The organism is Pseudomonas flexibilis (assembly GCF_000802425.1).
Lineage (GTDB): Bacteria > Pseudomonadota > Gammaproteobacteria > Pseudomonadales > Pseudomonadaceae > Serpens > Serpens flexibilis.
In genome coordinates this window covers 126,542-151,436 of the sequence record NZ_JRUD01000003.1, presented here as the reverse complement: position 1 = coordinate 151,436, position 24,895 = coordinate 126,542, and the positions used below count along the sequence as shown (strand labels likewise).

The 24,895-nt window shown below is 64.3% G+C and carries 37 protein-coding genes and 1 pseudogene; 15 read left to right on the top strand and 23 right to left on the bottom strand.

What is annotated here, in order from left to right:
- Positions 1–43: 43 nt before the first annotated feature.
- The 5 genes from SF06_RS17910 to SF06_RS17905 form a co-directional block, all read right to left on the bottom strand.
- Positions 44–724 carry a CatB-related O-acetyltransferase gene (locus SF06_RS17910; protein WP_081993388.1) on the bottom strand — a complete coding sequence of 227 codons (681 nt, stop codon included), beginning with the start codon at positions 722–724 and terminating at the stop codon, positions 44–46.
- Between the two features lie 56 nt (positions 725–780).
- Positions 781–1,080 (bottom strand): hypothetical protein, encoded by a 300-nt coding sequence (locus tag SF06_RS03350; RefSeq protein ID WP_039559970.1) that lies wholly within the window; start codon positions 1,078–1,080, stop codon positions 781–783.
- Between the two features lie 1,138 nt (positions 1,081–2,218).
- Complete coding sequence (locus tag SF06_RS03345) at positions 2,219–3,055, bottom strand: hypothetical protein (protein ID WP_039559968.1); 837 nt, start codon at positions 3,053–3,055, stop codon at positions 2,219–2,221.
- Positions 3,056–3,066: 11 nt separating this feature from the next.
- On the bottom strand, positions 3,067–3,714 hold the full coding sequence (locus tag SF06_RS03340) for a DUF8585 domain-containing protein (RefSeq protein ID WP_039559967.1): 648 nt from the start codon (positions 3,712–3,714) through the stop codon (positions 3,067–3,069).
- A 65-nt stretch (positions 3,715–3,779) separates the two neighbouring features.
- Complete coding sequence (locus tag SF06_RS17905) at positions 3,780–3,974, bottom strand: Cro/CI family transcriptional regulator (RefSeq protein ID WP_076380880.1); 195 nt, start codon at positions 3,972–3,974, stop codon at positions 3,780–3,782.
- A gap of 95 nt (positions 3,975–4,069) precedes the next feature.
- Between SF06_RS17905 and SF06_RS18640 the strand changes: the two are divergent.
- From SF06_RS18640 to SF06_RS03320, 5 genes and pseudogenes are all read left to right on the top strand, one after another.
- A pseudogene (locus SF06_RS18640) lies at positions 4,070–4,288 on the top strand (helix-turn-helix domain-containing protein); the annotation flags it as partial.
- A gap of 9 nt (positions 4,289–4,297) precedes the next feature.
- A complete protein-coding gene (locus SF06_RS03335; protein WP_234703294.1) occupies positions 4,298–4,816 on the top strand; it encodes a LexA family protein in 519 nt (172 codons plus the stop codon).
- Positions 4,817–4,848: 32 nt separating this feature from the next.
- Complete coding sequence (locus SF06_RS03330) at positions 4,849–5,490, top strand: BRCT domain-containing protein (RefSeq protein ID WP_039559965.1); 642 nt, start codon at positions 4,849–4,851, stop codon at positions 5,488–5,490.
- A 99-nt stretch (positions 5,491–5,589) separates the two neighbouring features.
- Complete coding sequence (locus SF06_RS17900; protein ID WP_039559963.1) at positions 5,590–5,916, top strand: type II toxin-antitoxin system RelE/ParE family toxin; 327 nt, start codon at positions 5,590–5,592, stop codon at positions 5,914–5,916.
- Complete coding sequence (locus SF06_RS03320) at positions 5,913–6,233, top strand: helix-turn-helix domain-containing transcriptional regulator (RefSeq protein WP_039559962.1); 321 nt, start codon at positions 5,913–5,915, stop codon at positions 6,231–6,233. The genes SF06_RS17900 and SF06_RS03320 overlap by 4 nt, the downstream gene beginning before the upstream one ends.
- 13 nt (positions 6,234–6,246) lie before the next feature.
- On the opposite strand, the gene SF06_RS18225 is transcribed toward SF06_RS03320, so the two are convergent.
- The 11 genes from SF06_RS18225 to SF06_RS03275 all read right to left on the bottom strand — a co-directional run bounded on the left by SF06_RS18225 (position 6,247) and on the right by SF06_RS03275 (position 12,756).
- On the bottom strand, positions 6,247–6,474 hold the full coding sequence (locus SF06_RS18225; RefSeq protein ID WP_139326726.1) for a helix-turn-helix domain-containing protein: 228 nt from the start codon (positions 6,472–6,474) through the stop codon (positions 6,247–6,249).
- Entirely contained in the window at positions 6,467–6,688 is a 222-nt protein-coding gene (locus tag SF06_RS03315) for a hypothetical protein (RefSeq protein ID WP_039559960.1), read from the bottom strand. Before SF06_RS03315 ends, SF06_RS18225 begins: the two co-directional genes overlap by 8 nt.
- A 6-nt stretch (positions 6,689–6,694) precedes the next feature.
- The gene (locus SF06_RS03310; protein WP_039559959.1) at positions 6,695–7,033 is read right to left on the bottom strand and encodes a hypothetical protein; all 339 of its coding nucleotides are present in this window, start codon (positions 7,031–7,033) and stop codon (positions 6,695–6,697) included.
- A complete protein-coding gene (gene rdgC / locus SF06_RS03305) occupies positions 7,030–7,968 on the bottom strand; it encodes a recombination-associated protein RdgC (RefSeq protein WP_039559958.1) in 939 nt (312 codons plus the stop codon). Before rdgC ends, SF06_RS03310 begins: the two co-directional genes overlap by 4 nt.
- A gap of 18 nt (positions 7,969–7,986) precedes the next feature.
- The gene (locus SF06_RS03300) at positions 7,987–8,289 is read right to left on the bottom strand and encodes a hypothetical protein (protein ID WP_039559956.1); all 303 of its coding nucleotides are present in this window, start codon (positions 8,287–8,289) and stop codon (positions 7,987–7,989) included.
- Positions 8,286–8,504 carry a hypothetical protein gene (locus SF06_RS03295; protein WP_139326725.1) on the bottom strand — a complete coding sequence of 73 codons (219 nt, stop codon included), beginning with the start codon at positions 8,502–8,504 and terminating at the stop codon, positions 8,286–8,288. Before SF06_RS03295 ends, SF06_RS03300 begins: the two co-directional genes overlap by 4 nt.
- Before the next feature lie 11 nt (positions 8,505–8,515).
- Positions 8,516–9,499: a hypothetical protein gene (locus tag SF06_RS03290; protein ID WP_039560075.1), complete on the bottom strand. Its 984-nt coding sequence runs from the start codon at positions 9,497–9,499 to the stop codon at positions 8,516–8,518.
- An 18-nt stretch (positions 9,500–9,517) separates the two neighbouring features.
- Entirely contained in the window at positions 9,518–10,078 is a 561-nt protein-coding gene (locus SF06_RS03285) for a hypothetical protein (protein ID WP_039559953.1), read from the bottom strand.
- A gap of 94 nt (positions 10,079–10,172) precedes the next feature.
- Complete coding sequence (locus tag SF06_RS03280) at positions 10,173–10,418, bottom strand: DUF1654 domain-containing protein (RefSeq protein ID WP_039559951.1); 246 nt, start codon at positions 10,416–10,418, stop codon at positions 10,173–10,175.
- A gap of 78 nt (positions 10,419–10,496) precedes the next feature.
- A complete protein-coding gene (locus SF06_RS18215) occupies positions 10,497–11,138 on the bottom strand; it encodes a hypothetical protein (protein WP_139326724.1) in 642 nt (213 codons plus the stop codon).
- Positions 11,131–12,756, bottom strand: a complete 1,626-nt coding sequence (locus SF06_RS03275) for a recombinase family protein (RefSeq protein ID WP_039559950.1) — start codon at positions 12,754–12,756, stop codon at positions 11,131–11,133. The genes SF06_RS18215 and SF06_RS03275 overlap by 8 nt, the downstream gene beginning before the upstream one ends.
- A gap of 35 nt (positions 12,757–12,791) precedes the next feature.
- Here SF06_RS03275 and rimO point away from each other — a divergent pair, with 35 nt between their 5' ends.
- The 6 genes from rimO to SF06_RS03245 all read left to right on the top strand — a co-directional run bounded on the left by rimO (position 12,792) and on the right by SF06_RS03245 (position 17,775).
- Complete coding sequence (gene rimO / locus SF06_RS03270; protein WP_039559949.1) at positions 12,792–14,114, top strand: 30S ribosomal protein S12 methylthiotransferase RimO; 1,323 nt, start codon at positions 12,792–12,794, stop codon at positions 14,112–14,114.
- Positions 14,115–14,260: 146 nt separating this feature from the next.
- Entirely contained in the window at positions 14,261–14,869 is a 609-nt protein-coding gene (locus SF06_RS03265; RefSeq protein ID WP_027591859.1) for a hypothetical protein, read from the top strand.
- A 74-nt stretch (positions 14,870–14,943) separates the two neighbouring features.
- Positions 14,944–16,152, top strand: a complete 1,209-nt coding sequence (gene trpB / locus SF06_RS03260) for a tryptophan synthase subunit beta (RefSeq protein WP_027591858.1) — start codon at positions 14,944–14,946, stop codon at positions 16,150–16,152.
- A gap of 112 nt (positions 16,153–16,264) precedes the next feature.
- Positions 16,265–16,804, top strand: a complete 540-nt coding sequence (locus tag SF06_RS03255; protein ID WP_051587535.1) for a dihydrofolate reductase family protein — start codon at positions 16,265–16,267, stop codon at positions 16,802–16,804.
- 77 nt (positions 16,805–16,881) lie between these two features.
- Entirely contained in the window at positions 16,882–17,388 is a 507-nt protein-coding gene (locus SF06_RS03250) for an outer membrane protein (RefSeq protein ID WP_027591856.1), read from the top strand.
- A 30-nt stretch (positions 17,389–17,418) separates the two neighbouring features.
- Positions 17,419–17,775, top strand: a complete 357-nt coding sequence (locus SF06_RS03245) for a hypothetical protein (RefSeq protein ID WP_234703292.1) — start codon at positions 17,419–17,421, stop codon at positions 17,773–17,775.
- A 13-nt stretch (positions 17,776–17,788) separates the two neighbouring features.
- Here the strand turns inward: SF06_RS03245 and SF06_RS17895 are convergent, their stop codons facing one another.
- From SF06_RS17895 to SF06_RS18820, 5 genes are all read right to left on the bottom strand, one after another.
- Complete coding sequence (locus tag SF06_RS17895; protein ID WP_076380878.1) at positions 17,789–17,920, bottom strand: DUF2474 family protein; 132 nt, start codon at positions 17,918–17,920, stop codon at positions 17,789–17,791.
- Positions 17,920–18,927 (bottom strand): cytochrome d ubiquinol oxidase subunit II, encoded by a 1,008-nt coding sequence (gene cydB, locus SF06_RS03240; protein WP_039559948.1) that lies wholly within the window; start codon positions 18,925–18,927, stop codon positions 17,920–17,922. Before cydB ends, SF06_RS17895 begins: the two co-directional genes overlap by 1 nt.
- Before the next feature lie 3 nt (positions 18,928–18,930).
- Positions 18,931–20,367 (bottom strand): cytochrome ubiquinol oxidase subunit I, encoded by a 1,437-nt coding sequence (locus SF06_RS03235; protein ID WP_039559946.1) that lies wholly within the window; start codon positions 20,365–20,367, stop codon positions 18,931–18,933.
- A 70-nt stretch (positions 20,368–20,437) separates the two neighbouring features.
- Complete coding sequence (locus SF06_RS03230) at positions 20,438–20,665, bottom strand: hypothetical protein (RefSeq protein WP_027590031.1); 228 nt, start codon at positions 20,663–20,665, stop codon at positions 20,438–20,440.
- A 64-nt stretch (positions 20,666–20,729) separates the two neighbouring features.
- Positions 20,730–20,864 (bottom strand): hypothetical protein, encoded by a 135-nt coding sequence (locus SF06_RS18820; protein ID WP_256214718.1) that lies wholly within the window; start codon positions 20,862–20,864, stop codon positions 20,730–20,732.
- 27 nt (positions 20,865–20,891) lie between these two features.
- On the opposite strand from SF06_RS18820, the gene SF06_RS18635 reads away from it, so the two are divergent.
- From SF06_RS18635 to SF06_RS03215, 3 genes are read left to right on the top strand one after another with little or no spacing between them, the layout of a single operon-like run.
- Positions 20,892–21,221, top strand: a complete 330-nt coding sequence (locus tag SF06_RS18635) for a hypothetical protein (protein WP_234703291.1) — start codon at positions 20,892–20,894, stop codon at positions 21,219–21,221.
- An 8-nt stretch (positions 21,222–21,229) separates the two neighbouring features.
- Positions 21,230–21,925 (top strand): tRNA (N6-threonylcarbamoyladenosine(37)-N6)-methyltransferase TrmO, encoded by a 696-nt coding sequence (gene tsaA, locus SF06_RS03220; protein WP_139326723.1) that lies wholly within the window; start codon positions 21,230–21,232, stop codon positions 21,923–21,925.
- Between the two features lie 42 nt (positions 21,926–21,967).
- Complete coding sequence (locus SF06_RS03215) at positions 21,968–22,270, top strand: monooxygenase (RefSeq protein ID WP_027590034.1); 303 nt, start codon at positions 21,968–21,970, stop codon at positions 22,268–22,270.
- Positions 22,271–22,308: 38 nt separating this feature from the next.
- Here SF06_RS03215 and fpr read toward each other — a convergent pair whose 3' ends face one another.
- Positions 22,309–23,085 carry a ferredoxin-NADP reductase gene (fpr, locus tag SF06_RS03210; RefSeq protein WP_027590035.1) on the bottom strand — a complete coding sequence of 259 codons (777 nt, stop codon included), beginning with the start codon at positions 23,083–23,085 and terminating at the stop codon, positions 22,309–22,311.
- A 115-nt stretch (positions 23,086–23,200) separates the two neighbouring features.
- Here fpr and SF06_RS03205 point away from each other — a divergent pair, with 115 nt between their 5' ends.
- Positions 23,201–24,127 carry a LysR family transcriptional regulator gene (locus tag SF06_RS03205; protein WP_027590036.1) on the top strand — a complete coding sequence of 309 codons (927 nt, stop codon included), beginning with the start codon at positions 23,201–23,203 and terminating at the stop codon, positions 24,125–24,127.
- A 17-nt stretch (positions 24,128–24,144) separates the two neighbouring features.
- On the opposite strand, the gene erdR is transcribed toward SF06_RS03205, so the two are convergent.
- On the bottom strand, positions 24,145–24,795 hold the full coding sequence (erdR, locus tag SF06_RS03200) for a response regulator transcription factor ErdR (protein WP_027590037.1): 651 nt from the start codon (positions 24,793–24,795) through the stop codon (positions 24,145–24,147).
- Positions 24,796–24,895 lie beyond the last annotated feature (100 nt).

The following is a 24,895-nucleotide window of genomic DNA, read 5'->3' as shown; positions in this document are numbered from 1 at the left end:
AGGGCGCCGATCGGCGCCCTCTTTGAAATTTAAGCCTGGCAAGTTATTTCCTGAGAGTGCGAGCGTATTTAAGAAACGCACCAATATCTTTGTCACATAAAAGCTCAACTGCCCTCAATATCTCCTCGTAAGGCCAAGACCACCACTCCGAGGCGAGGAGCTCTTTTCTTGTTTCCTCATCGAAGCGCCAACCTATGACTTTGGCCGGATTGCCCGCGACTATCGAATAAGGCTCCACATTCCGGGTAACAACAGCCTCAGCAGCTACAACAGCTCCCGTACCGATATTTACACCAGACAAAATAGTGCAGTTGGAACAAAGCCATACGTCGTGCCCTATTACAACATCACCTCTCGACCCACCATAATCCTTGATGTGAGCCGCCTCTGGTAGTTTTGCGGGAAAGGGATACGTAGAAACCCAATCGGTTCGATGATGTCCACCAAGGAAGATGTGCACTCCCGCAGCAATAGAGCAATACGATCCAATCCTTAGAGTAGTGCCCTCGCCAAAATCACTGACTTTAGGAAGACCATAGGTCCCAACACCATAATCATACTTCGGATATTTATTTTTAAATACAAGCTTTCCGCGCTCAAACTCAGGAACCTTCTTTAGCTTCTTTTTAATCCTACGCCTTTTAGCCTCAGGGCTCGCATACATTACATACGCAAGCAATAAGGCAATCGAGCAGATAGAAACAACAAGAGACAATACATCCATATTCGACCCAATGAGCAAAATTTAAGCTTATCAATGCTGCTGTACAGCCACAACTATCAGACAGCTCGCGCGGCCACCACTTCCAGAGCGCGCACGTGGCGCAGCAGATCCTGGTGGTTCACCGCCTGGATCCGCACCTTGCGGCCGGACTGGATCCAAGCCAGGGCGGCACGCGGGTCACCAGTGCGGGTGACCTGCCGTTGGCGGGCCTCAGCTTCCAGGGCCTTCGCCTTGCTCATGGCGGCGCGGTACCGGGCCAGCCGGACGGACAGGGACGAATCGGAACGCAGGGCAGCGAAGGCGCGGGCCTTCCAGGCAGCAGCGTGGGCGGACGGATTCTGGGCGGTCTGGTTCATGGTGCAGCTCCTAGAGTTGGAGCCGTCACCGCTTGCGGCCAAGCAAGGGAATGGTGACGGCTGTACGCGGGTTGGCCGACCGGGACTCTAGGCACCCGGCACACCCGAAGGTGTCCCACGCACAGCCGCCATAACGCGAACAGCGGGCACAAAAAAAGCGCCTGCTGCTGGTAGGGGCGCTTGTGCGCCTAGAGAAGTTCGACCGGCCAAGGTCGGTCGCGGGATTGACCGCGACGGGTGAACCCTACGCCCCTCCCCTGACTTGGTCAAGCCCGGCCACGGCCCGCCGGCGCCCGCGCGCGCGGCCACCCCTCGCCACCCCACGAAAATCCCCTCCGACGAAAAAAACCTGGGCGAAAACGCACTTATCCCCCTCCCGCCGACGGGGTTTGCGTGCGTTTTTTGTGCAATCGGGGCGCGAATGCAATCTAGGGCCCAGCCCTGCGGCGGCGGGGGGCCGCGCGCGCGAACCGGAATTGCACACTGTGAAAGAAATTGCGACGCCGTGAAGTTTTCGTTGCACGGTCCGGCCCCGGCCGAGCCCTGGCCGCCTCCCCGCAAAGCCCCATTCCATGCGGAAAAATCCCCGCCACGGCACTTTTTTCCAACGCGGTGCTGCGGACTTGCGCAACGGATTCGACCGCCCCCCACGCTGAGATCAACCCGCCGCGCACCGCGCGGCATGCCGAAGGCAGGCGCGTGAAGGAGCGAAACGCCGTTGCACGCTGTTTCGCTGGCACGGTCTTGCCCGGCGTACAGCGACTGGAAGGCGCCCGGTGTCGGTCCGGCGCTGCCGATGCGGTGACCTCGACCGGGTACCCTCCGCGCCGACAGGCGCGAAGTGAGGGGACATCATCTGCCATGGGCTCAGCCTGATGCCGTGGGTGGTAACGCGCAGGGGGCAAACGGCTCTGTACAGACGCAGTCTGGTACCAGTGGACATTAAAACTTGCAGAAGAGAGGAAGGCCGCCCGGCGAGGGGATGGGTGCGCGCGCCGGTGAGACCGGTGCGGGGCAGCGTAAGGAAGGGAAAGCGCCCGGAAAGGCGCCCAGAAGGCCGCTGCCGAGGCGTTTCCAGTGCCTCGGCCCAGCGTAGCCAATGAAGGGGAGCGCCGCAGGAAACGCGACGGGCGGCCGATCAGGCCGGGGGCATGTGCTCCGCCAGGAGCGCTCGAAGCTGTCCTGGGGTCAAGTCGGGGTTATCCACAGCCAACTGCTGGATCAACTGCGCTTCCAGGCGACCGCGCTCGAGCTCGCGGGCCTTTTCCAGCTTCACCACCTTGGCCTTGCGCACGGCCTGCGCCTGGCGATGCGACTGCCGGCGCGTCTGCGCGTCCGCCAGCTCCTGCAGTGTGTCCTGCTGCTGCCGCACGCGTACCTGTCGCAGCTGCGCCTCGCGGCGGGCCTTGAAGTGCGTGCGCGTCTCGGCCAGCAGATGGCCCAGGCCCAGGTCGATGAAGAAGCGCGGGCGAATGTGCAGGGTCACCCGGGTTATCCACTGCTTGCCCTTGTGGAAGATGCGGCGGCGACGGCGACGCACGTAGCCGGCCGCCTCCAGGGCGGACAGGGTGCGTGACACGCGGCACTCGGTCAGCCCGCCATCCTCCGCCAGGCCACGCTGGCGGTTGAGGCGGAATGCCCCATTATCGTCCAGCCAGCCCAGGCAGAGGGTGGCCAGGTCCAGGCGGGCCAGCATCGGCTCCACCAGGGCGGCCAGCGACGTCCAGCGCTGCTGCTTGGTCCGGCATCCGGATATGTGGATGGTATCCAACCGACGCAGCCAGCGCCGGCCGCGATCGCGCGCCTCCTCGTTCACGCGATCGGCCGCCAACCCCAGCAGCCCGAGCTGCTGGCGCTGCTTCTCCGACAGCCCGCGCGGACGCCGGCCGGCCGCGTGCCCGGCGAGCGCCGGGGCGGCCGACAGCCCGGCGTAGGCACCGGCGTCTGGCGAACTGGGGGAAGGCTTCAACCGCATCGAATCGATCGCTACCGGGTACGCACGGCGCGCACCGGCGCAACGGGAGACGTGGACTCATTGGCCATGGCCATCTGCGCCTTGGTGCGCAGCTCGCCGCAGCGGGCCTCCACCGCCTTCAGGCGATCGATGAACTCTGGCAGCAACGGCAGATCGCCCTCGTCGATCTTGCCGTCGGCAAGGATCTCGCTGCCCAGCTCCACCGTCTGCCCGAGCCGGGCCACCAGTTGGCCGAACACACCCACTGGGCAGGCGTTGCCCTCCAGCGCGCGGGCGCCGGTCAGGCCGTGGCGGCTGGCCAGCTCGTTGAGGCAGCGCTCCTGGTACTCGCCTGTCAGGGCCTGCACCCAGGCCTCCTCGATCCAGCCGGGCACCTCCACCTCCCCGCTCAGCCAGCGGCCGACGCGACGCAACCAGGCGCCGGAGGCGCGCAGGAAGGCAGCCGTGTCGTTGCCACGGGCCAGAGCCTCGAAGTCCGGCACGTTGGCCGCGACGGCCTTGATAGGAATAAGCAGATGCAGCTGGGCGCTGAGCGCCTGGGCGAAATCGTCCTGGCTCAGCTGGGTGCGGGCGATCATCTGGGTGGCGTAGGCCACCAGCACCTGGTCGCGGGAAACCCGCAGGCCAGACGGGTTATGTCGGGGGTTGGACGTGGTCATGAGGGGCGGTGGCTCCTAGAGTCCGACCTGCCTGCCCTGCGCCGCTGACCGGCCGCAGGGCGGGGTCAGGCGGTTTTTTTTTGAGAGGGAAACGGGCGGACTTCTTCCGCCACCCAGGTGCCGTCATCTCGCACCGTGACAAAGATGTTGCGATTGACACTTATCGCTTTGTGAATGGCGGGCGGACTCACACCAAGGGCCCGGGAAACCGCAGCAAGCCCCTTTGTAGAGACGAGCTCTGATAACTGAATTTTCTGCATGACTGGCCCCTGCAACCTTAGGACGCAGGGATATTAGCCGGCGGCTTCGATTAGCGCAACGCCGTCGGCTAATTTACTTTATTAACCGACGGTTTATGATTGCGCCCATGTCGAAGAAGAAGCCCCTTAGTCCAGAGCTTTTGGCTGAATGTCATGCAGCGCAGAAGCTTTTCTTGGCAAAGAAAAACGCGCTCAAGCTCAGCCAGAAAAAAATCGCTGACGAGATCGGAGTTTCGCCCCCGTCTGTCGCCTACTACCTCAACGGCACCAACCCTCTAAACGCCAGGTTTGCCGCAGCCTTTGCTCGCCTTATCGAAGAGCCTGTGGACAGTTTCAGTCCCCGCCTTGCGGCCGAGATTGCCCAGCTCGCGGCCGCGACCGAACACGGCAACGTTTCCCCCGCACCGCAGCCACGCCGCGAACCCCGCGAGTACCCGCTGATCAGTTGGGTGGCCGCCGGCGAGGCGTGCGAGTCCTCGGTCTGCTATCCGCAGGGCATCGCCGACACCTGGCTGAGCTCCACCGAGAACGCCGGCGAAGGCGCCTACTGGCTGACCGTGCGCGGCCACTCCATGACCCGCGACGTGCAGCCCTCCTTCCCGGAAGGCACCTACATCCTGGTGCGCAAGGACTTCGACCTGGTCAGCGGCAAGTACTACATCGCCCGCAACCTCAACGGCCGCGGCGGCGATGACGACGACAGCGTCACCTTCAAGCAATACATCCGGGATGCCGGCATTGAGTACCTGGTCCCCCTCAACCCCCAGTACCAGACCATCCCCATGGACGGCACCTGGGAAATCATCGGCCGGGTGATCGACGCGAAGATCCCCGGCTTGTAGTCCACGCCTCCCCTTCACAAGGAACGTGAGAAATGTCTGATCTGCACAACGAGTTTGCCAACAGCCGCTTCTTCAACGCAGCCCGCATGGACCGCCGCAGCGCCGATGTACTCGCAGGCCTGGCCGCCGGCATTGCGGCCGATGGTGTGGTCAAGGTCGAAGAAGCGCAGTTCCTGCGCCAGTGGATCGAGACTCAACTGGCGCACCTGGACGACCCCGTCATCAACCTGCTTTACCAGCGCATCAGCCTGATGCTGCAGGACGGCGTGCTCGATGCCGAAGAGTCGGCCGAGCTGCTGGATACCCTGCGCGGCTTCGCTGGCCTCACTGTGGCCAGCCCCACCGCCAGGGCCTACACCGCGCCCAACCCCCTGCCCCTCAACCAGCCGGCGCCGGACATCATCTGCGAAGGCCGCGTATTCCTGTTCACCGGCACCATGGCCTTCGGCCCGCGCCGCGAGTGCGAGAAGCTGGTGATCGATCGCGGCGGCGAGATCGGTGCCTCGGTCAGCAGAAAGGTGAACTTCCTGGTGGTGGGCAGCATCGGCAACGAGCAGTGGCGGCACACCAGCTACGGCACCAAGATCCTGCGCGCCGTGGAGCTGCGCGAGGAAGGCTTTCCGATCGCCATTGTGGGCGAGGAGCAATGGCAGCAGGCGCTGCTGGGGGCCTGACCCCGCCTCTGGCCAAATCGGTGTGGTTACACCAATGCATTATTTCAATTAGTAAGCTGTCCCTTAAAAGGTACACTTGAGCTCGAGGGAAGGGTACGGATGTACGAAGTCGAACACGCTCACAGTGACAACGGTATCGATATCTACCAAGCGTGGCTCGACTCCCTCCAGGATCGCAGCGCAAAGGCACGCATCACCACTCGAGTTGACCGAGCTGCAAATGGAAATTTCGGGGACAACGAGCCAGTTGGGCACGGGGTTCGCGAACTGAAAATTCACTACGGCCCCGGCTACCGGGTTTACTTTGCCGTAGAAGGAACCAAGGTAATCCTCCTGCTTGGCGGCGGCACCAAAAAAAGCCAGCAGAAGGACATTGACGAAGCCGTAAAGGTATGGCTTGCGCTCAAAGGAGAACTCAGGCAATGAAAAGAGTCAGCAATCACGAAGATAGCGTCCTCAAGATGCTCCGTGAGGACCAAGATTTTGCCATCGAATACCTCTCTGCAGCACTGGAAGAAATTGATGAGGAAGGCGGTGAGGCCGTTTTCCTTCAGGCTGTAAGACGCATAATTGAAGCGCGCCTTGGGTTTACCGAGCTGGCTCGGACCACCGGCCTGAGCCGTACCAACCTGTACCGCCAGTTCGATACCGGCGGTAACCCCGGCCTCCATACGCTCCGGACTGTGCTTTCAGCGCTGGGAATTGGGCTTTCCCAACTAGTTGGTCACAGTCAAACCGCTTGAAGAAAGCCCCGCATCATGCGGGGCTTTCTGCTTTCGTCGAACACTCTGGCACAACCAGCACAGCTCTAGCACCCACCAGCCCCATCCAACCGGCCGGCACCGAGCTTCGCCCAAGCAACACCGCTGAAACGTAAGCATCACTCACACCCAACGCTGCAGCTGCCTTTCTTTGGCTTCCGTAGACTGAGCGGAAGTAGAGGCGCAGCAGCTCGCGCAGTTGATCCTGAGTGATCTCAGTCATGCAGCACCTCCACGCTGGCCAGGGCCGTGAACTCCAGGTAGTCACCGCTACCCGCCGTCTTGGCCACGCTCTCCTCATCCAGTTCCAGCTTGCGGGCCAGCGCCTTGGCTGCCAGCGCGGGGTCGTACACGCAGCTGGCGGTGGGTTTATGACCACGGCAGCGGGCCACGTAGGTGTGCCCGGTGTAGCGCACGGTAATGGTCACTTCGGTCATAGAGCCTTACCTCCCACAGTTGATCGAGCCCGAAAGGGTTTTCACATTGCCCCGGATCGCACCACAGGTCACCGATCCGGACATGGTGCCGACATCCCCCTCCACATCACCGCAGCGAACATTGCCGCTCATGGTTCTGACCGTACCGGCAGCCCCGGTCACCGTGACGCTGCCGCTACCGGCTTCCAGATGCTCGACATTACCGTCCACCGTAATGGTCACAGGTCCGACCAAGCTGCCCTGCTGCTGATCGTTCACCGTAACCGTGCCGTCCCCCTGGATGACCACATCGCCGCTGAACGTTCGGCCGTCGATGGTGATGCTTCCTCTGCTGCGTATTCTCATGCCTCACCCCCTTCGCTGACTGTGCCCGAGATCTCCTCCCCGCCCAGCGCCTCCAGCAGCGCCGGCACGAACTCCCGGAAGGTCAGCATCATCAGCACGAACGAGGCGTCGAACTGGCCGTTGCTGTCGTCGCCACCGTCCTGCTCGGCCTGCTCCTGCAGCAGGTCATCAAAGGTCAGGCGGTGGATGGTCAGCTTGTGGTCGATGACGAAGGACAGCTTGTCCTCCCAGGCCAGGCTGAGCGTGGTCACGAACTTGCCGGCCGCGAGGTGGTTCTGGATCTCGTCGCTAGACAGGTCCTGCCGGGTGGCGGCGATCTTGCCTCCGTCCTCGTGGGGATCGATCAGCACAGCGCGATCGCGTAGGTGCAGACCGTGGCTGACGGACCTGTCTTTCACCCACTGAGTGAACGCTCGCCTCGGGTCGTGCTTCACGTTCAGCGGCCGCACCGGCAGGCTGCCCAGGACTTCGCGGAGGGTGCTGAGCAGATCCTCGGCCTGACGATGGCTGCTGGTATTCACGAGCACCAACCCGGCCTGCGGGTCGATGGCGGCGAAGATCTGCTTGCGACGGGTGAAGGCCCGGGGCAGGAACTCCTGGACAATCTCGTCCTTCAACTGTTCGCGCTCCTTCTTGTAGACCTTGCGCATCTGCTCGGCTTCGATCGCCTCGATCTTCTCCTGGAGCGCATCACGCACCACGCTACCGGGGAGCATCCGCTCCTCCTGGCGGGCAGCAATCAGAAGGAAGCCCTGGCAGGCGTGCAGCAGCGGCGCCTCCTCGCCCTTGCCCAGCGGGGCAACAAAGCCATAGGTGGACAGCTCCTGGCTGCCGCAGGGCCGCGCCGGCTTCTCGGCCAGCGCCGTGGGCAGCGCTTCGACATCCAGGCGGAAATCGGCCAACAGCCGGTACATCAACAGGTTCCGGAAAAACATAACTGCTCCTTGGTGGTATCAGCCCCGCGCGCGGCGGCGCGGGGTTTGCTCGGCCGGTGCGGCCGCTTGAGTGGCCACGCCGGGCGGGGCGCTGTGCACCACCAGGTGGCCCTGGCCGATCCAGAAGTTCTTCTGCACCTTGATGCACACGTTCCAGGCTTCGCGTGCCACGGTGTCGCCGGCCTCGATCACGTTGCCCTGCTCATCGATGAGGGCCATACGCGCCGGGCGGCCATCGGCCGTGGTGAACCGGTAGCCGGTGGTGACATTGGCGCTGATGCAGCCGTGCTGCAGGGTGCCGGTCTCGGGGATGCCGATCATTGCGTTACCCCTTCAACCCATTGCGCAGTCGATACCGTTGCCAGTACCAGGTTGGCGATGCGCACGGAGAGCCGATGCTTGTGGATCGTTGCCGACGCAAAGGCTTCCCTGTCGTTGGCATCCAGCGCACGGTCAACCGCTGCGTTCGCTTCGGTGAACTCCGGCAACAGGCGGCTCATTTCCTCCGAGCCCAGCTCACTCAGTTGGATATTCATCATTGGCCTCCTTACGCGGTCACATAGCCGCTGGTGGTCTTGCGCAGCTCGCCCAGCTCGACGGCGGCGCGTAGCAATTTCGTGGCGCGGTGAGTGCCCACCCGGGCGCTGGCCGCAACGTCGCGGACGGTGAGTGCGGTACCGGGTGGCGCACCCTGGGCCATTTCCCGAATCGTCTGCAGCAGTGCCTCATCCGTTGCCGACTCGACAGCAACAGGCGTTGCCGCTGTCGCCACCGGTCCCGCATCGGCTGTTGCCGGGCGCATCACGGGAGTAGCCGGCACCTGGGCAACAGGCGTTGCCGATGCCGTTGCCAGCGGCGCGGACAGGCGCAACACGGCACCGATCAGGGCCGGCACCACCTCCAGGGCCAGAGCGAAGAAACCGCACAGCACCATGGCCAGCAGCTCGGTCAGCCCGGCAGCGGCCTGCGGTTGCGAGCGCAGCTCAGTCAGCTCCAGGGAGACACGGTCCAGTCGCAGCAACGCCTGCTCGCGCTGGGCGGCGATACGCGGCAACGCGGCGTTCTCCAGCAACTGGGCCTTGGTGACGATGTCGCGCTCGCGCAACTGGCGGGCCTGCTCGCCAATGGAGCGCGCCTCATCGTCCAGGGTGGCGAGCCGGGTCAGCGCATCGGCACGTACCGTCTGCAGGTCAGCGATGCGCTGCTCGACAATGGCTACCTTGCGCGCCTGATCCGTCAGCACCGCAGTGAGCGCGCGGTCGTAGGTGGCCCAGGCCGATACCGCGCCGAGCACCAGGGCAGTGGCGATCATCAGGAACGCATAGCCCTTACGGCCGGCGCCGGACAGGCCCAGAGCGATGGGCCAGGCCAGGTACTTGTAGGCATCGAGCAGCACGGCGGCGCCGGCGTACACGCGAGACAGCAGCGGGTCGGCGATCAGCGCGCCCACGGCCGTGGACACCGACAGCGCGGTAACACTGCCCAGCGCGACCGCAATGATCAGCAACACCCAGCGAGCCCAGGCGGGCATGGTGTAGGCCCGCATGGCTCAGGCCGCCCAGGAGCGGTAGTTGGCCATCAGCTCCGGTACGCAGTCGGCCAGCAGGCGGTAGGCCTGTTCCCGGTCTTTCGGCAACAGCACCGGCAGGGTGACGCACCGCCCGTGCATTTCGAAGTAGAAGACGGAGCGAAGCGGATCGGTGGTGGCCGGATGGACCACCAGGTCCAGGTCGAGGTCCTGGTCATCCGGCAAGTGAAAGGTGCCCTGCCCCAGGCGCACGGCATCGCGCAGCAGGATCTCCCGCGCGCTGACCCATTCGATCTCATCGATGGTCGGCACGCTCACCGGGCTGACTCCGTTGGCCAGCTCTTCGATGAAGCGGGCCACACACTCGGCGTTGTCGGCGCGGCGGGCCAGGGTCAGGGTGTTGCGGCTGTCGCCCAGCTCCACGCGCAGGTGGACGGCGGCGTCGCACTGCTCGATGAGCACATAGACGATGGCGACGGTCAGGCCCTGGGCATTGCACAGGCCATGGATAAAGGTGCCGTTCTGGGCAACCTGGGCGACCAGCAGGTCGCGGGAATCGGGTGCGAGGGTGATGGTGGGCATGGCGCTCTCCGTTCTGCGATGAATCGCTACGAAGAGCAAATTAGCCGATGGCTAATTTCATGTCAACGCCGCCGGCTAATATCGTTAGCCGCGCTTAAAACGTCGGATGCTGATTTCTCCAGCTCAACTGGACGACACCATCATCCAGCCGCACCACCTGCACGTTCTCGTCCTCCTCCAGCATGCACAGCAGCTGATCCCAATCGTCCAGGGATTCGTCAGGCCCGCGCTCGATCACCGTCCGGCGCTGCAACTGCGACGACGGTCGGTTGATCTGGCGAAGGACGCGAAGGAACAGGTGTTCGTAGGAGGTCTGGAGGGGTACTGCGTGCTGCGACATCGGGGGGTGCATCCCTGTACTACTGGATATAAATCCAGTATGACAAGTGGCCGAACGGTCCGCAAGTTACCGCCCTGGCTACAGCAGGGCATCTATGTCCTTTTGTACATCGTCAAGTGGAGCAACCACTGCTTCCTTATTAAAAGCCCAGAAATCCCCGGGATCTTTGCATTTGGTGATTTCATTACTAATGTTAAGCCAAATTCCAGAAACCCTTCCATGAGCTATAGAATTGGATTCACGATCAGTAAGCAATGGCTTCACCAGCTCAAAAGCAGCTTTATACTCAGCCAGAGTCAATTCAATATTCTTCCGCACTTCCACTATACTTAAATCAATCTCCTTAGCCTCTGCCTTAAAATACCCAACCGCTACACCGCCGATTGCTTTAACCGACTCGAGTGAAGCTTGAACTTTTGTGCGTCGGCTTTGCCATGATAAATAGGCTTGAATTTCGTCTTGAAGCCTCATTACCAAAAGCTTCACCTTCTGCACATGATCTAGTCTCCGTCCATACTGCAGGGAACGCTTCCAGTCCCCCAATGCACACATCGCACACACCGAAACAGTTAGCGCCGAGAGAGCACTGACAATACCCGCAATACTATCCAAATCGTCCGAGCCTAATAACGGAGAGACCACCAATCCAAGAACACATCCTAGAGCCACATACCCCCACACTCCTACCGCAAAAAAGATGCCAGATCTATCTTTAAACATCAGCCATTTCCTCACTTGCTTCCCATGCACCCGTTCGTCGATTGATACGCAGCAATCTACGTTGCCCGGCTTTAGATACCAACAGGACATCAATGAACTCACTGGATCGGTCTTGCGCACTGATACTCCGCATATAAATCACGATGCGCTCGAAGGTATCCATGACCAATTGCCGCACCTGGTCGCGCGCCTCGGTATCCAGCGCCTCGACACCGGCGGCTAGTTCGGCCCAGCGATGAGCATCGGCCGGCGCCTGAATCGTCGCGGCGCTGGCCAGCTCCCGCTCGGCCTGCTGCAGGTCGGCCTGCCGCTCCGCCAGTTGCTGCTCGAGCTCGCGGGCCTTGCGCACGAACACCAGCGGCGCGGCACCGCTGTCGTCGGCCAGCAGGGCGTCGGTGACCCGGGCCAACTGCTGGTCGGTGTCGGCCACACGCTGCCGGGCACTGGCCACGCGATCGCGCAGCAGCTGACCGTCCGAGGTGGGCTCCTGCAGGCGCTGCAGGTTCATCTGGTCGGAGCAGTACGACATCAGGGCCCGCTCGATCGGAGCCACGCTGCAGGTGCCGCCCGCCTTGCAACCGGCGTTTGTGCTGTAGGCGGTGCAGTGCAGGCGGCGGTGGCCATCCGAGATTTTTCCGTCGGCCTTGGCCCGACCCATCATGTTCTGCCCGACGATGGCCGTGCCGCAGTAGCCGCACCAGGTGATGCCCATGCCGGTGACGATGCCGGGGATCTCGCCCTTGCCACGGCGCCGGAAGCGCTGGCCGACCAGGTCCTGGAGCTCGTCGAAGTCAGCATCGCTGAGCAGCCGCGGATAGTAGTCCTCAAGCAGGAATGGCTCGCCATCGACCTCGATGCGCTTGGCGCCCTTGAGCGCGGGCAGCTGCACCAGACGGTAGATCTGCTGGCCGCTGATGCCCCAGTCGCTGAGCACATAACCCTCGTCACGCATCAGCCGGTACGCGCGCACTGCGCCCATGCCCTGGCGGTACAGCCGCAGCGCGTAATGCACTGCTTCGACGCGCTCCGGGATCAGCTCCCAGTCCTCGCCCGTCCAGCGTAGCCACTGCGGATCCTTGCCATTGCGGATCAGGCCCCGGTAGGTGCCGGCCACCCAGCCTTCGCACTGGCGGCGGATCGAGGCCTTCACGCGCTTGCTCTTGGTGTCGCTTTCCTCGTGGGCGCGGATCATCACCAGGAGCGAGTAGACCAGGTCCATCGGCTGGGCCTTGAGGGAGGCGCGGTTGTACTCGCGGCCATCGCTGGCCGTGACCACGGTGATGCCGGCGTTGATGATCTGCGCGAGCTGCGCCTGCGCCTGGATGGGCTCTGCGCGGCTGAGACGGTCGAGGCCTTCGACGACCAGGACGGAGCCTGGCGGGATGCGGCCTTCGTCCACCGCCTTGAGGAAGACACCCAGGGCGCCCTGTTTGACGTGCCGCTGGTGGTAGGCCGAAAGACCCTCGTCGCGTAGCGATAGCGACTCATCCAGTTGCAGCCCCCGGTCGGCTGCCCAGGTGCGGGCATATTGCACCTGCCTTTCAGCACTGTGACCCGACGATTGCCGAGGGTCGGAAAACCGCAAATAGCTGTATACTCGCGCGCCTTTTTTTTCCACGTCTCAGAGCTCTGCACCCGGGGGGAGCCCCTACTATGTCACAAAAGAATCCTAGTGTAGGTTGGGTGTCGCTCGGGTGCCCGAAAGCAACCGTCGATAGCGAACGCATCCTTACCCAGCTGCGCATGGAAGGGTACGAGATCGTGCCCACCTACGAAGACGCCGACGTGGTGGTGGTCAACACCTGCGGCTTCATCGACAGTGCCAAGGCCGAGTCGCTGGACACCATCGGCGAGGCGATTGCCGAGAACGGCAAGGTGATCGTCACCGGCTGCATGGGCGTCAACGAGGACAGCATTCGCAACGTGCACCCCAGCGTGCTGGCCGTCACCGGTCCGCAGCAGTACGAGCAGGTGGTCAATGCCGTGCACGAGGTGATCCCGCCGAAGAAGGACCACGATCCGTTCGTCGACCTGGTGCCGCCGCAGGGCATCAAGCTCACCCCGCGCCACTACGCCTATCTGAAGATTTCCGAAGGCTGCAACCACAGCTGCAGCTTCTGCATCATCCCGTCCATGCGCGGCAAGCTGGTCAGCCGCCCGGTGGGCGATGTGCTGTCCGAGGCGCAGCGCCTGGTCAAGGCCGGCGTCAAGGAGATCCTGGTGATTTCCCAGGACACCAGCGCCTACGGCGTGGACCTCAAGTACAAGACCGACTTCTGGGACGGCCGCCCGGTGAAGACCCGCATGCTCGAGCTGTGCGAGGCGCTTTCGGCGATGGGCGTGTGGGTGCGCCTGCATTACGTCTACCCGTACCCGAACGTCGACGACGTGATCCCGCTGATGGCCGCCGGCAAGCTGCTGCCCTACCTGGATATCCCCTTCCAGCACGCCAGCCCGAAGGTGCTCAAGGCCATGAAGCGCCCGGCGTTCGAGGACAAGACCCTGGCGCGCATCAAGGCCTGGCGCGAGATCTGCCCCGAGCTGACCATCCGCTCCACCTTTATCGTCGGCTTCCCCGGTGAGACCGAGGAAGACTTCCAGTACCTGCTCGACTGGCTGACCGAAGCCCAGCTCGACCGTGTTGGCTGCTTCCAGTACTCGCCCGTGGAAGGCGCGCCAGCCGAGGAACTGGGCCTGGAGCCGGTGCCGGACGAGGTCAAGCAGGAGCGCTGGGAGCGCTTCATGGCGCACCAGCAGGCAATCTCCGCCGCACGCCTGCAACGCAAGATCGGCACCGAGATCGAGGTGCTGGTCGATGAGGTCGACCATGAAGGCGCGGTGGCGCGCTCCTGGGCCGACGCGCCGGAGATCGATGGCAGCGTGTTCATCGCCGACCCGACCCTCAAGCCCGGCGACAAGGTGCGCGTACGGGTGGTCGATGCTGATGAATATGACCTGTGGGCCGAGCGAATCTAAGCGTCGCCGCTACAAGGAAGCCCCGCCTGTGCGGGGCTTTTTCATGGGCAATCGCGCGCATCAGGATTGCCTCTGACCATCCGCGAATTGCTGTGGCCGGGGTCCGCCGACGTAGAATTCACCCAGACCCCCGACCGGAACCCTCCATGAACACGCCTTATCGCCGCGAAGGCGACACCTGGCAGATCGACCTGCGCCTGGATCGCCTGCAACAGCTGGCCGATACGCGCGATCCGTCGCCCTTCAGCCGGCGTGACCTGGCCCCGGACGCCGAACGCTACATCCTCGACGCCTGCCGCGAGCTGCCGGCGCATGAACCGCTGGCCCTGAACCTCTGGCTGCCCGCCCACGAGCTGTCCGCCGAAACTGCGGAGCGCGCGCGCCACACCGTGTGCTTCCACTTCGCCTGGCAAGCCGAGAACAGCCAGCGCCGCCTGCGCGAGCACCTGCGCATGGCCCACCGCACCACCCTGCTGGGCCTGTGTTTCATGGCCGTGTGCATGCTGCTGTACAACCTGATCGGCGTCCTCGACAACCTGCTGGCCCAGACCCTCGCCGAAGGGCTGATGGTGATCGGCTGGGTCGCGCTCTGGCGCCCGGTGGAAATGTACCTGTACGACTGGTGGCCGCTGCGCCGCGAAAGCCGGCTGCTGGAGCGGCTGAGCCGGATGCCGGTCAGCCTGCGTTCACTGCCGGACGATCCGCGCGGCCTGGCAATCGCCAGCGCCGATGCGCAGGAGTTGCCCGCATGCTGATTTGCCGCAGACCGGCGCGGCAGCTCGCCCGATAAACTGCCACACCCATACGACCTCAACCTGGACCTCTGCCAATGACCCAAGACTCGCGCTTCGCCCCCATGCCCGACGCCCGCGGCTATTTCGGCCCCTACGGTGGCCAACTGGTGCCGCCGCACCTCAAGCAGGCGATGGACGACATCGACGCCGCCTACGAGGAAATCCGCCAGCGCGCGGACTTCCAGGAGGAACTGGCCAGCCTGTTCGCCGACTACGTCGGCCGGCCGAGCCCGATCTTCCATGCCAGGCGCCTGTCGGAAAAACTGGGCGGCGCGCAGATCCACCTCAAGCGCGAAGACCTGAACCACACCGGCGCGCACAAGATCAACCACTGCCTGGGCGAGGCGCTGCTGGCCAAGTTCATGGGCAAGAAGAAGGTGATCGCCGAAACCGGCGCCGGCCAGCACGGCGTGGCCCTGGCCACCGCCTGCGCGCTGGTGGGCATTCCCTGCGAGATCCACATGGGCCAGGTGGACATCGAGAAGGAACACCCCAACGTCACCAAGATGAAGATCCTCGGCTGCAAGCTGGTGCCGGTGACCCGTGGCGCCGCGACCCTCAAGGAAGCCGTGGACAGCGCCTTCGAGGAATACCTCAAGGACCCGCAGAACTACATCTACGCCATTGGCTCGGTGGTTGGCCCGCACCCGTTCCCGAAGATGGTCCGCGACTTCCAGTCGATCATCGGCCGCGAGGCCCGCGAGCAGTTCCTCGCCAAGCATGGCCGCTTGCCCGATCATGCGGCCGCCTGTGTCGGCGGCGGCTCCAACGCCATGGGCCTGTTCACCGCCTTCCTGGGTGACGAGGGCGTGCATCTGGTAGGCGTCGAGCCGGCCGGTGAAGGCGTGGACAAGCCCGGTCGGCACGCCGCCACCCTGTCGGTCGGCAAGCCCGGCGAGATCCACGGCATGGCCTGCTACGTCCTGGAAGACGCCGAGGGCAACCCGGCCGCCGTGCACTCCATCGCCTCCGGCCTCGATTATCCCGGCGTCGGCCCGCAACACAGCTACCTGAAGGACATCGGCCGGGTGGACTACCAATCGGTCACCGACCAGGAATGCCTGGACGCCTTCATGACCTTGTCGCGTACCGAGGGCATCATCCCGGCGCTGGAAAGCGCACACGCGGTGGCCTGGGCCATGCGCGCCGCACCGAAGCTGCCGAAGGACCAGCACATCCTGGTCAACCTCTCGGGTCGCGGCGACAAGGACGCCGACTACGTGGCGCAGAAGCTGGGTCTGTAATGGATCTCGGGGGCCGTCCGACGGTCCCCTGATGCGCCCCGCCTTTCGGCGAACGCTCCCTGGCGAATCGACGGCTACGCTGATTCGCGTGTCCACCCACCGGGGAGTGATCGTGAAATTTTCCGTCTTTGTTGCCACCAGTCTCGATGGCTACGTCGCCGATGCCCATGGCGGCATCGGCTGGCTGCTCGATCTCACCCGCCAGGTGCCGGAGGGTGAAGATTGCGGTTATCAGGAGTTTCTTGCCGGCATGGATGCGCTGGTCTTCGGGCGCCGCGCCCTGGAGCAGGCGCTGTGCTTCCCCGAATGGCCCTACGGCGTCAAGCCGGTCTTCGTGGTGTGTCCGGAGTGGGCGAGCCTGCCCGACGGAGTGCCGGCCAGCGTGTCGCTGACCAATCGTTCACCCAGGGAGCTGGCGCGGCTACTGGAAAAGCAGGGCTTCGGCCACGCCTTTCTGGACGACGAATCGCTGATTCGCGGCTGCCTGCGTCAGGGGCTCATCGACACCATCACCCTCACCACCGTGCCCGTGCTGCTGGGCAATGGCGTTTCGCTGTTCGGACGCTCCGGTGTGGCGGCCAGCCTGCAGCTGGAAGCCTCGCAATCCTATCCATTCGGCTTTGTACAGAACCGTTATCGGGTGCTGACCTGAGCGAATCGGCAGCCGTTCATTGAAGCGCTTAATGGCCCCACGCTATGATCCGCGGGTTTTCTATTCATGAGGCCGTTATGAAAAGCGCTTTGAAAGTCGCCGTATTCGCTGTCGGGCTGTCGACATTCGCCGCCACCACCCTTGCCCAGGCCCAGATCGGCCCCTACGGCGGGGTGATGATTTCCCGCGCGGAAATCGACCATACCGACCTGACCTCCCTCGGCTACAAGCTGGGCTTCCAGGCCAGCCAGAACCTCGCCCTGGAAGCCCGCCTGGGTACCGGCCTGACCGATGACAGCATCAACGGCCTGACCTACGAGATCGACAACTACGTCGGTGCTTACGCCAAGCTGCTCATGCCCTTCAACCCACAGTTCTCCGCCTACATCATCGGTGGTTATTCCCGTGCGGAAGGCAAGATCTACAACCGCGTCAGCCCGGTGCATACCTGGTCCGAACACGATTTCAGCGCCGGCCTGGGGGTCGATCTGCACCTGGCACCGAATCTCAGCGCCAGCATGGAATGGATCAACCTGGTGGATGAGGTCGATCTGATGAGCTTCGGGGTCAACTTCTCCTTCTGATCCGGCCTGACCGGCCTTACGGAGCTGCCCATGCAACGCTCGTCACTCGCCCTGCTGCTCGGCGCGCTGGCCGGTTGCGCCGCACCGCCCCCGCAACAGCCCGCCGACACGCTGGCGGGTCATCTGGTGATGGCCCCACGCATGCAGGTGTTCATTGGCTGCCAGGCCGAGGAACCGTTGTGGGTCGTGGCGGACGATGCCCTGCGCGAGCGCTTGGAGACGCGTTACGCCGAGCTGGTGGATGAGCCCGGCGAAGAAGCCTTCGCCCGGGTGCGCGGTACGGTAGGCCCCGCGCTGGACTGTCCCTGGTGCCGCGATTTCCCCGGCAGCCTCCACCTTGAAGAAGTGCTCGAGTACCGCGAGGCGAGTGCGCGCGATTGCCGCTAAGGCCACCGGCACGCTACGGCGTACTCAACCCCGCCGCGCTCATCAACAGACGCAGCAGCCAGGCCAGCAGCGCCAGCGCCAGCACGCTGGCCGTCCACAGGCCGGCCAGCCAGGCCAGACGCCGCCACCAGGCACGCTCCGCCATCAGTGGTAACCACTGTCCGGGGTGATCTTGCCGCGGAACACGTAGTAGCTCCAGGCGGTGTAGATCAGCACGAACGGCAGGATGAACAGCGCGCCCACCAGCGCGAAGCCCTGGCTTTGCGGCGGCGCGGCGGCGTCCCAGATGCTGATCGCTGGCGGAATGATGTTCGGCCACAGGCTGATGCCCAGCCCGCTGTAACCCAGAAAGATCAGCGCCAGGGTAAGCAGGAACGGCGAGTAGTGGGCGTAACGCTGGATCGCCCGATACAACGCCCAGCTGCACAACAGCACCAGGATTGGCACCGGCAGGAACCAGAACAGGTTCGGCAGGCTGAACCAGCGCTCCGCGATGCGCTCATGGGCCAGCGGCGTCCACAGGCTTACTATGCCGATCACCGCCAGCAACACGCCCAGCAGCGGGATGCCGATGTCGTGCATGCGCCGCTGCAGTTCGCCGCCAGTCTTCATGATCAACCAGGTGCAGCCCAGCAGCGCATAGGCGGCGATCAACCCCAGCCCGCAGAACACCGCGAAGGGGGTCAGCCAGTCCAGCGGGCCACCGGCGTAGCCGCGGTTTTCCACCGGCAAGCCACTGATGAAGGCGCCCAGTACCACCCCCTGGAAGAAGGTCGCGGTCAGCGAGCCGCCAATGAAGGCCCAGTCCCAGAAAGGCCGATGCCGTTCGTCCGCCTTGAAACGGAACTCGAAGGCCACACCCCGAAAGATCAGACCGATGAGCATGAACACGATGGGCAAATAAAGGGCCGACAGCACCACCGCATAGGCCAGCGGGAAGGCCGCGAACAGGCCCGCCCCGCCAAGGACCAGCCAGGTCTCGTTGCCATCCCAGACCGGTGCCACGGTGTTCATCATCAGGTCGCGGTCCTGCTTGCCGGGTACGAACGGGAAGAGGATGCCGATGCCCAGGTCGAAGCCGTCCATCACCACGTACATCATCACGCCGAAGATGATGATCACCGCCCAGATCAGCGAGTAATCGATACCCATGATTCAGCCCCCCTCGCCCAATTGATCGCGCCCGCCCGGCAAGGCCTGGTCGGCGGCCGACAAGGGGCGCGCCGGCGTGCGGGGCCGGCCGGGGCCACCGCCCTCGGCCGGGCGGCCCGTGTCGCTGACCGGGCCGCGCGCCACCAGGCGCAGCACGTACAGCAAGCCCACGCCGAACACCGCGAAATAAATGACGACGAACAGGGCAAGCGACAGGCTCATCTGCGCCACGCCGTGGGGCGACACGGCATCCGCCGTGCGCAGCAGTCCCTGCACGACCCACGGCTGGCGCCCCACCTCCGTGGTGAACCAGCCGGCCAGGATGGCCACTAGCCCGGACGCGCCCATCCAGAGCACGAAGCGCAGGAAGGGACGCGAATCGTAGAGCCGCCCGCGCCGGCGCAGGACCAGGCTCCACACGCCGGCAACGATCATCAGAACGCCGAGGCCTACCATCAGCCGGAACGTCCAGAACACCAGGGTGGAATTGGCGCGGTCTTCGGGCGGGTAGTCCTTGAGCGCCGGAATCGGCTCGCTGAGGCTGTGGCGCAGGATCAGGCTGCCCAGGTAGGGCACCTCGACCTTGAAACGGGTTTCCTCGCGCTGCATGTCCGGCCAGCCGATCAGCGCCAAGCCGGAGGGCTCGCCCGGCGTACTTTCCCAGTTGCCCTCGATGGCGGCGATCTTGGCCGGCTGGTGCTCCAGGGTATTGAGGCCGTGAAAGTCGCCTACCAACGCCTGGATCGGGGCGACGATCAGTGCCATCCACATGGCCATGGACAGCATGGTGCGGGTTTCCGGGGTGTTGTTGCCGCGCAACAGGTGCCAGGCGGCCGAGGCGCCGACGAAGAAGGCGGTGGCCAGGAAGGCGGCAATGACCATGTGGGTCAGGCGGTAGGGAAACGAAGGGTTGAAGATCACCGCCAGCCAGTCCACCGGAATCACCCGACCATCGACGATCTCGTGGCCCTGGGGCGTGTGCATCCAGCTGTTGGAAGCCAGGATCCAGAAGGTGGACACCAGCGTGCCCAGCGCCACCATGGCGGTCGAGAAGAAATGCAGCCCCGGCCCCACGCGGTTCCAGCCGAACAGCATCACGCCCAGGAAGCCGGCTTCGAGGAAGAAGGCGGTCAGCACCTCGTAGGTCAGCAGCGGTCCGGTGATGCTGCCGGCGAAGTCGGAAAAGACGCTCCAGTTGGTGCCGAACTGGTAAGCCATGACCAAGCCGGACACCACGCCCATGCCGAAATTCACCGCGAAGATCTTCAGCCAGAAATGATAGAGGTCGCGATAGACGGTCTGTCCTGTCTTCAGCCACAGCGCCTCGAGGACGGTCAGGTAGCTGGCCAGACCGATGGTGATGGCGGGGAACAGGATGTGGAAGGACACGGTAAACGCGAACTGGATTCGCGCGAGCTCTAGTGCATCCAGACCGAACATGCACGACTCCTCGTCAGTGGCCGCACCCGCATCCGGCCGACTCCCGCACGGGCAGGAGCCGGTCGGCGGGTCACGCCTGGGTAATGCCGGTTATGGTGATGCCGAAGCGTTCAGCCAGGAGTACGGCAGGCCCGCGCAGGTCCTCATCCACTTCACTGGGCTCCTGTTCTTCATAGCGCTGGCGGGCCATCTTCAGGGTGTGGCGCACGGCCTGTTCCATGCTGGGCTTGTTCGGGCTTTCGATTTCCAACGTCGAGGTGTTGTTGTCCTTGTTGTAGGTGATGACCCAACGTGTCATGGCAGATCTCCTTGGTGGATGCACGACAGGATGCCTGACAAGACTAGTTGCTCCCGCCGGACTGTCAGGCCACCGGGTCGGGCGGCGCGCGGTCGGGCAGGGTCGGCTCGCCGGGCTCCCCCGGCTGGTTGGGCAACGGCGGCTTGCCAGGTTCCTCCGGATCGCCCAGGGTCACTGGCGGAAAACGGTTCAGGATCATGACGCCCTCCTCCCGGCATTCGGAACGATGACCGCAGGTCGGATCGGCCTGGCGGGTTCAGCTCAGAGCCTCGCCGGCGCGCGGAATTCCCGGCATGGGGCGAACGGTCCGGGCGAGCCGGCTGGTATCATCGCCCGGTCGCACCCACCGGATACCGTCATGCTGTTCGCCCTGTCCTTGCTCTTCGCCCTGGCGGTCCCGCCCGTCGAGGCTGCTCCGGCGCCCTGGTACGTCTGGGCCAGCCCGTCCAGTGAGCACCGGGTCTGTGCGCAGACCAGTCCGGGCGCAGCCTGGCGCAAGGTCGCCGGACCCTACCGCAACGCCGCCTGTCGCGCGGCGCCCTATCCGACGCGATGAGTCCGCCCATGTCCTACCAGGTCAGCCCCGTCGGCATCCTGCGTTCCTGCTTCCGGGAGAAATTCGCCATTCCGCGCCAGCCCCACCTGGCGCCGGCTGCCCGCGGGGTGCTGGAGCTGCTGCCGCCGTTCGATCAGCCGGAAGCGGTCGATGGCCTGGAACAGGTCAGCCATGTCTGGCTGCTGTTCCTGTTCCATCAGGCGCTGGAAGACACGCCGCGCCTGAAGGTGCGACCGCCACGCCTGGGCGGCAACCGCAGCCTCGGCGTGTTCGCCACGCGCGCCACGCACCGCCCCAACGGCATCGGTCAGTCGGTAGTGCGACTGGACAAGGTGGAGCCAGGGCGGTTGTGGCTGTCCGGCATCGACCTGCTGGACGGCACGCCGGTGCTGGACATCAAACCCTACGTACCCTACGCCGACAGCCGGCCCGAAGCGGTGAACGCCATTGCCGCCGACGCGCCCGCCACCATCGAAGTGCGTTGGACGCCCGAAGCGCGCCAGCAGGCCGAATGGCACGGGCAGCGCCTGGCGGAACCGCTGGCGGCGCTGATCGAGCAGTGCCTGGCACAGGACCCCCGCCCCGCCTACCAGCAGCCCCAGCCCGAACGGCTTTACGGCGTGGGCCTGTGGGACGTGCAGGTGCGCTGGCATTACCCGCAACCAGGACTGATCCGGGTGCTCGAGGTGGTACCCACGGCGTAGCGACTACGCTTGGGGGGCAACCCGTTTCCGGAGGATGTCCCCATGCCCGTGCTGCTGCAGATCGACTTTCCCTACCCCGGCCCCTGGGGCGCGAAAATGACCGCCGACTTCCGCCACATGGCGGAGAACATCTCGGTCGAGCCGGGCCTGAAGTGGAAGATATGGACGGAGAGTCGCGAGCTGGGCGAGGCCGGCGGCATCTACCTGTTCGAGACGCTGGATGCGGCGGAGATGTACCTGGAGAAACACCGCGAGCGGCTCGCCGCCGAAGGCTTCGTGAAGATCAACGCCAAGCTGTTCGAGGTGAACGTGGAGCTCTCGGCGCTGGATCGCGCCCCGCTGTAGGCAGGCGTGGCGGCCCTCGGCGAGGGCCGCCGCGTCCGTCACTTCTCGACGAAGGCACGCTCGATCAGGTAGTCGCCGGGCTCGCCCATGCGCGGGGAAACCTGCAGGCCGAAGCTGTCCAGTACCTGGCTGGTTTCCTCGAGCATGCTCGGGCTGCCACAGATCATCGCGCGGTCATCCTGCGGATTGATGGGCGGCAGGCCGATGTCGGCGAACAGCTTGCCGCTGCGCATCAGGTCGGTCAGGCGGCCCTGGTTGCGGAACGGCTCGCGGGTCACGGTGGGGTAGTAGATCAGCTTCTCGCGCACGGCATCGCCGAAGTACTCGTTCTCCGGCAGTTGCTGGGTGATGAAGTCTTCGTAGGCCACTTCGCTCACGTAGCGCACGCCGTGCACCAGAATGACCTTCTCGAAACGCTCGTAGGTCTGCGGGTCCTGGATCACGCTCATGAACGGCGCCAGGCCGGTGCCGGTGCTCAGCAGATACAAGTGCTTGCCGGGGCGCAGGTCATCGAGGACCAGGGTGCCGGTCGGCTTCTTGCTGATCATGATGCTGTCGCCTTCCTTCAGATGCTGGAGGCGCGAGGTCAGCGGGCCGTTTTCCACCTTGATGCTGAAGAACTCCAGCTGCTCCTCGTAGTTGGGGCTGGCGATGGAGTAGGCGCGCATCAGCGGGCGGCCCTCCACTTCGAGGCCGATCATCACGAACTGGCCGTTCTCGAAGCGCAACCCGGGGTCACGGGTGGTCTTGAAGCTGAACAGGGTTTCGTTCCAGTGATGAACACTGAGCACACGCTCGACGTTCAGATTGCTCATGGTCTTCCTCGAAGTGATGCCGACAGCCAGGCGGGCAGGAATGCGCGGGATTCTAGCGACGCCGCAAATATCTGTTAAATTGATTATCGAGATAACCCTTATTGGTTATATAGATATGCGCTTCACATTGCGGCAAATGGAAGTCTTCGTGGCGGTTGCCCAGCACGAGAGCGTGTCCCGTGCAGCCGAATCGCTGGCCCTGTCCCAGTCGGCGGCCAGCACCTCGCTGACCGAGCTGGAACGCCAGTTCGACTGTCAGCTGTTCGACCGCCTGGGCAAACGCCTGAAACTCAATGCCCTGGGCCACACCCTGCTGCCCCAGGCGGTGGCGCTGCTCTCGCGCGCGCAGGAAATCGAGAGCCTGCTCAACGGCAACACCGGTTTCGGCTCGCTGGAGGTGGGCGCCACCCTGACGGTCGGCAACTACCTGGCCACCCTGCTGCTCGGGCGCTTCCTGCAGCGCCATCCGGAATGCCGCGCGGCCCTGCACGTGCACAACACCGTGCAGATCGTGCAGATGGTCGCCCATTTCGAGCTGGATCTCGGCCTGATCGAGGGCGACTGCCAACACCCGGACCTGGAAGTCACTCCCTGGGTAGAGGACGAGCTGGTGGTGTTCTGCGCCCCCAGCCACCCGCTGGCGCGCCGCGGCCAGGCCACGCTGGAAGACCTGCGCGGCGAGGCGTGGATCCTGCGCGAAAAGGGCTCGGGGACGCGCACCAGCTTCGACCGGGCGCTGCGCCAGCAGCACGGCAATCTGAACGTGCGCCTGGAGCTGGAACATACCGAGGCGATCAAGCGCGCGGTGGAATCCGGGCTGGGCATCGGCTGCATCTCGCGCCTGGCCCTGCGCGATGCCTTCCGGCGCGGAAGCCTGGTGGCGGTGGAGGTGCCGGAGCTGGACCTGCGCCGGCAGTTCTGCTTCGTCTGGCATCGCCAGAAGCACCAGAGCGCGGCGATGCGCGAATTCATCGAGCAGTGCCGAGAGCTGACCGAAGGCGTGGCCCGCAGCGACCTGATTCAGCTGCCGCCGGTCGCCTGAGGCGAGGAGTCGCCGGACTACTGTCCCGGCAGGGTTTCCAGCTGCTGCAGCAACAGCGCCGCCTGGGTGCGGGTACGCACGCCGAGCTTGCGGAAGATGGCGGTGACGTGGGCCTTCACCGTGGCCTCGGAAACGTTGAGCTGGTAGGCGATCTGCTTGTTCAGCAGGCCTTCGCAGACCATGGTCAGCACCCGGAACTGCTGGGGCGTCAGGCTCGCCAGGCCGGCGCTGGCCTCGCGCTCCTCGGCGGAGACGGCCACCGGCTCCTCGCCGAGGTTCGGCCACCACACATCGCCATCAAGGACCGCACGCACGGCTTCCTGGATGGTTTCCAGGGAGCTGGACTTGGGGATGAAGCCGCTGGCGCCGAACTCGCGCGAGCGGGCAACCACGGCGGCCTCCTCCTGCGCGGAAATCATCACCACAGGCACCTGAGGGTATTGGCCGCGGAGCAGCACCAGACCGGAGAAGCCATAGGCGCCGGGCATGTTCAGATCGAGCAGCACCAGATCCCAGTCGGACTTGGCCGAGAGCTGGGCTTCCAGCTCGGCAATGCTGGCCGCCTCCACCAGCCGGGCCTCGCTACCCAGTCCGAGCGAAAGAGCCTGGTGCAGTGCGCTCCTGAACAGCGGGTGATCATCAGCAATGAGAATGTCGTAGGCAGCCACTGCAAGTCCCTATTTTTTATGCTGGTTCGGGCAGGCGGGAAGCATGCCGCCCCCGGGGGGAGTGGTCAAGCGTCACACTTTGCGGCAAAGTTTGCGCCTT

What these genes read in the sequence shown, in the direction of transcription:
- tsaA (WP_139326723.1), top strand. Translation starts at nt 21,230, where the DNA reads ATGTCCTACCAGGTCAGCCCCGTCGGCATCCTGCGTTCCTGCTTCCGG.
- SF06_RS03250 (WP_027591856.1), top strand. Translation starts at nt 16,882, where the DNA reads ATGAAAAGCGCTTTGAAAGTCGCCGTATTCGCTGTCGGGCTGTCGACA.
- SF06_RS18635 (WP_234703291.1), top strand. Translation starts at nt 20,892, where the DNA reads ATGACCGCAGGTCGGATCGGCCTGGCGGGTTCAGCTCAGAGCCTCGCC.
- SF06_RS03340 (WP_039559967.1), bottom strand. Translation starts at nt 3,714, where the DNA reads ATGACCACGTCCAACCCCCGACATAACCCGTCTGGCCTGCGGGTTTCC.
- rimO (WP_039559949.1), top strand. Translation starts at nt 12,792, where the DNA reads ATGTCACAAAAGAATCCTAGTGTAGGTTGGGTGTCGCTCGGGTGCCCG.
- SF06_RS03320 (WP_039559962.1), top strand. Translation starts at nt 5,913, where the DNA reads ATGAAAAGAGTCAGCAATCACGAAGATAGCGTCCTCAAGATGCTCCGT.
- fpr (WP_027590035.1), bottom strand. Translation starts at nt 23,085, where the DNA reads ATGAGCAATCTGAACGTCGAGCGTGTGCTCAGTGTTCATCACTGGAAC.
- SF06_RS03295 (WP_139326725.1), bottom strand. Translation starts at nt 8,504, where the DNA reads ATGAATATCCAACTGAGTGAGCTGGGCTCGGAGGAAATGAGCCGCCTG.
- SF06_RS17905 (WP_076380880.1), bottom strand. Translation starts at nt 3,974, where the DNA reads ATGCAGAAAATTCAGTTATCAGAGCTCGTCTCTACAAAGGGGCTTGCT.
- SF06_RS03285 (WP_039559953.1), bottom strand. Translation starts at nt 10,078, where the DNA reads ATGCCCACCATCACCCTCGCACCCGATTCCCGCGACCTGCTGGTCGCC.
- SF06_RS03350 (WP_039559970.1), bottom strand. Translation starts at nt 1,080, where the DNA reads ATGAACCAGACCGCCCAGAATCCGTCCGCCCACGCTGCTGCCTGGAAG.
- SF06_RS17900 (WP_039559963.1), top strand. Translation starts at nt 5,590, where the DNA reads ATGTACGAAGTCGAACACGCTCACAGTGACAACGGTATCGATATCTAC.
- SF06_RS03280 (WP_039559951.1), bottom strand. Translation starts at nt 10,418, where the DNA reads ATGTCGCAGCACGCAGTACCCCTCCAGACCTCCTACGAACACCTGTTC.
- SF06_RS03265 (WP_027591859.1), top strand. Translation starts at nt 14,261, where the DNA reads ATGAACACGCCTTATCGCCGCGAAGGCGACACCTGGCAGATCGACCTG.
- SF06_RS17895 (WP_076380878.1), bottom strand. Translation starts at nt 17,920, where the DNA reads ATGGCGGAGCGTGCCTGGTGGCGGCGTCTGGCCTGGCTGGCCGGCCTG.
- SF06_RS03310 (WP_039559959.1), bottom strand. Translation starts at nt 7,033, where the DNA reads ATGAGAATACGCAGCAGAGGAAGCATCACCATCGACGGCCGAACGTTC.
- SF06_RS03245 (WP_234703292.1), top strand. Translation starts at nt 17,419, where the DNA reads ATGCAACGCTCGTCACTCGCCCTGCTGCTCGGCGCGCTGGCCGGTTGC.
- SF06_RS03290 (WP_039560075.1), bottom strand. Translation starts at nt 9,499, where the DNA reads ATGCCCGCCTGGGCTCGCTGGGTGTTGCTGATCATTGCGGTCGCGCTG.
- rdgC (WP_039559958.1), bottom strand. Translation starts at nt 7,968, where the DNA reads ATGTTTTTCCGGAACCTGTTGATGTACCGGCTGTTGGCCGATTTCCGC.
- SF06_RS03330 (WP_039559965.1), top strand. Translation starts at nt 4,849, where the DNA reads ATGTCTGATCTGCACAACGAGTTTGCCAACAGCCGCTTCTTCAACGCA.
- SF06_RS03205 (WP_027590036.1), top strand. Translation starts at nt 23,201, where the DNA reads ATGCGCTTCACATTGCGGCAAATGGAAGTCTTCGTGGCGGTTGCCCAG.
- SF06_RS03300 (WP_039559956.1), bottom strand. Translation starts at nt 8,289, where the DNA reads ATGATCGGCATCCCCGAGACCGGCACCCTGCAGCACGGCTGCATCAGC.
- SF06_RS18225 (WP_139326726.1), bottom strand. Translation starts at nt 6,474, where the DNA reads ATGACTGAGATCACTCAGGATCAACTGCGCGAGCTGCTGCGCCTCTAC.
- SF06_RS18820 (WP_256214718.1), bottom strand. Translation starts at nt 20,864, where the DNA reads ATGATCCTGAACCGTTTTCCGCCAGTGACCCTGGGCGATCCGGAGGAA.
- SF06_RS03215 (WP_027590034.1), top strand. Translation starts at nt 21,968, where the DNA reads ATGCCCGTGCTGCTGCAGATCGACTTTCCCTACCCCGGCCCCTGGGGC.
- cydB (WP_039559948.1), bottom strand. Translation starts at nt 18,927, where the DNA reads ATGGGTATCGATTACTCGCTGATCTGGGCGGTGATCATCATCTTCGGC.
- SF06_RS18215 (WP_139326724.1), bottom strand. Translation starts at nt 11,138, where the DNA reads ATGTTTAAAGATAGATCTGGCATCTTTTTTGCGGTAGGAGTGTGGGGG.
- SF06_RS17910 (WP_081993388.1), bottom strand. Translation starts at nt 724, where the DNA reads ATGGATGTATTGTCTCTTGTTGTTTCTATCTGCTCGATTGCCTTATTG.
- SF06_RS03345 (WP_039559968.1), bottom strand. Translation starts at nt 3,055, where the DNA reads ATGCGGTTGAAGCCTTCCCCCAGTTCGCCAGACGCCGGTGCCTACGCC.
- SF06_RS03315 (WP_039559960.1), bottom strand. Translation starts at nt 6,688, where the DNA reads ATGACCGAAGTGACCATTACCGTGCGCTACACCGGGCACACCTACGTG.
- trpB (WP_027591858.1), top strand. Translation starts at nt 14,944, where the DNA reads ATGACCCAAGACTCGCGCTTCGCCCCCATGCCCGACGCCCGCGGCTAT.
- SF06_RS03235 (WP_039559946.1), bottom strand. Translation starts at nt 20,367, where the DNA reads ATGTTCGGTCTGGATGCACTAGAGCTCGCGCGAATCCAGTTCGCGTTT.
- SF06_RS03230 (WP_027590031.1), bottom strand. Translation starts at nt 20,665, where the DNA reads ATGACACGTTGGGTCATCACCTACAACAAGGACAACAACACCTCGACG.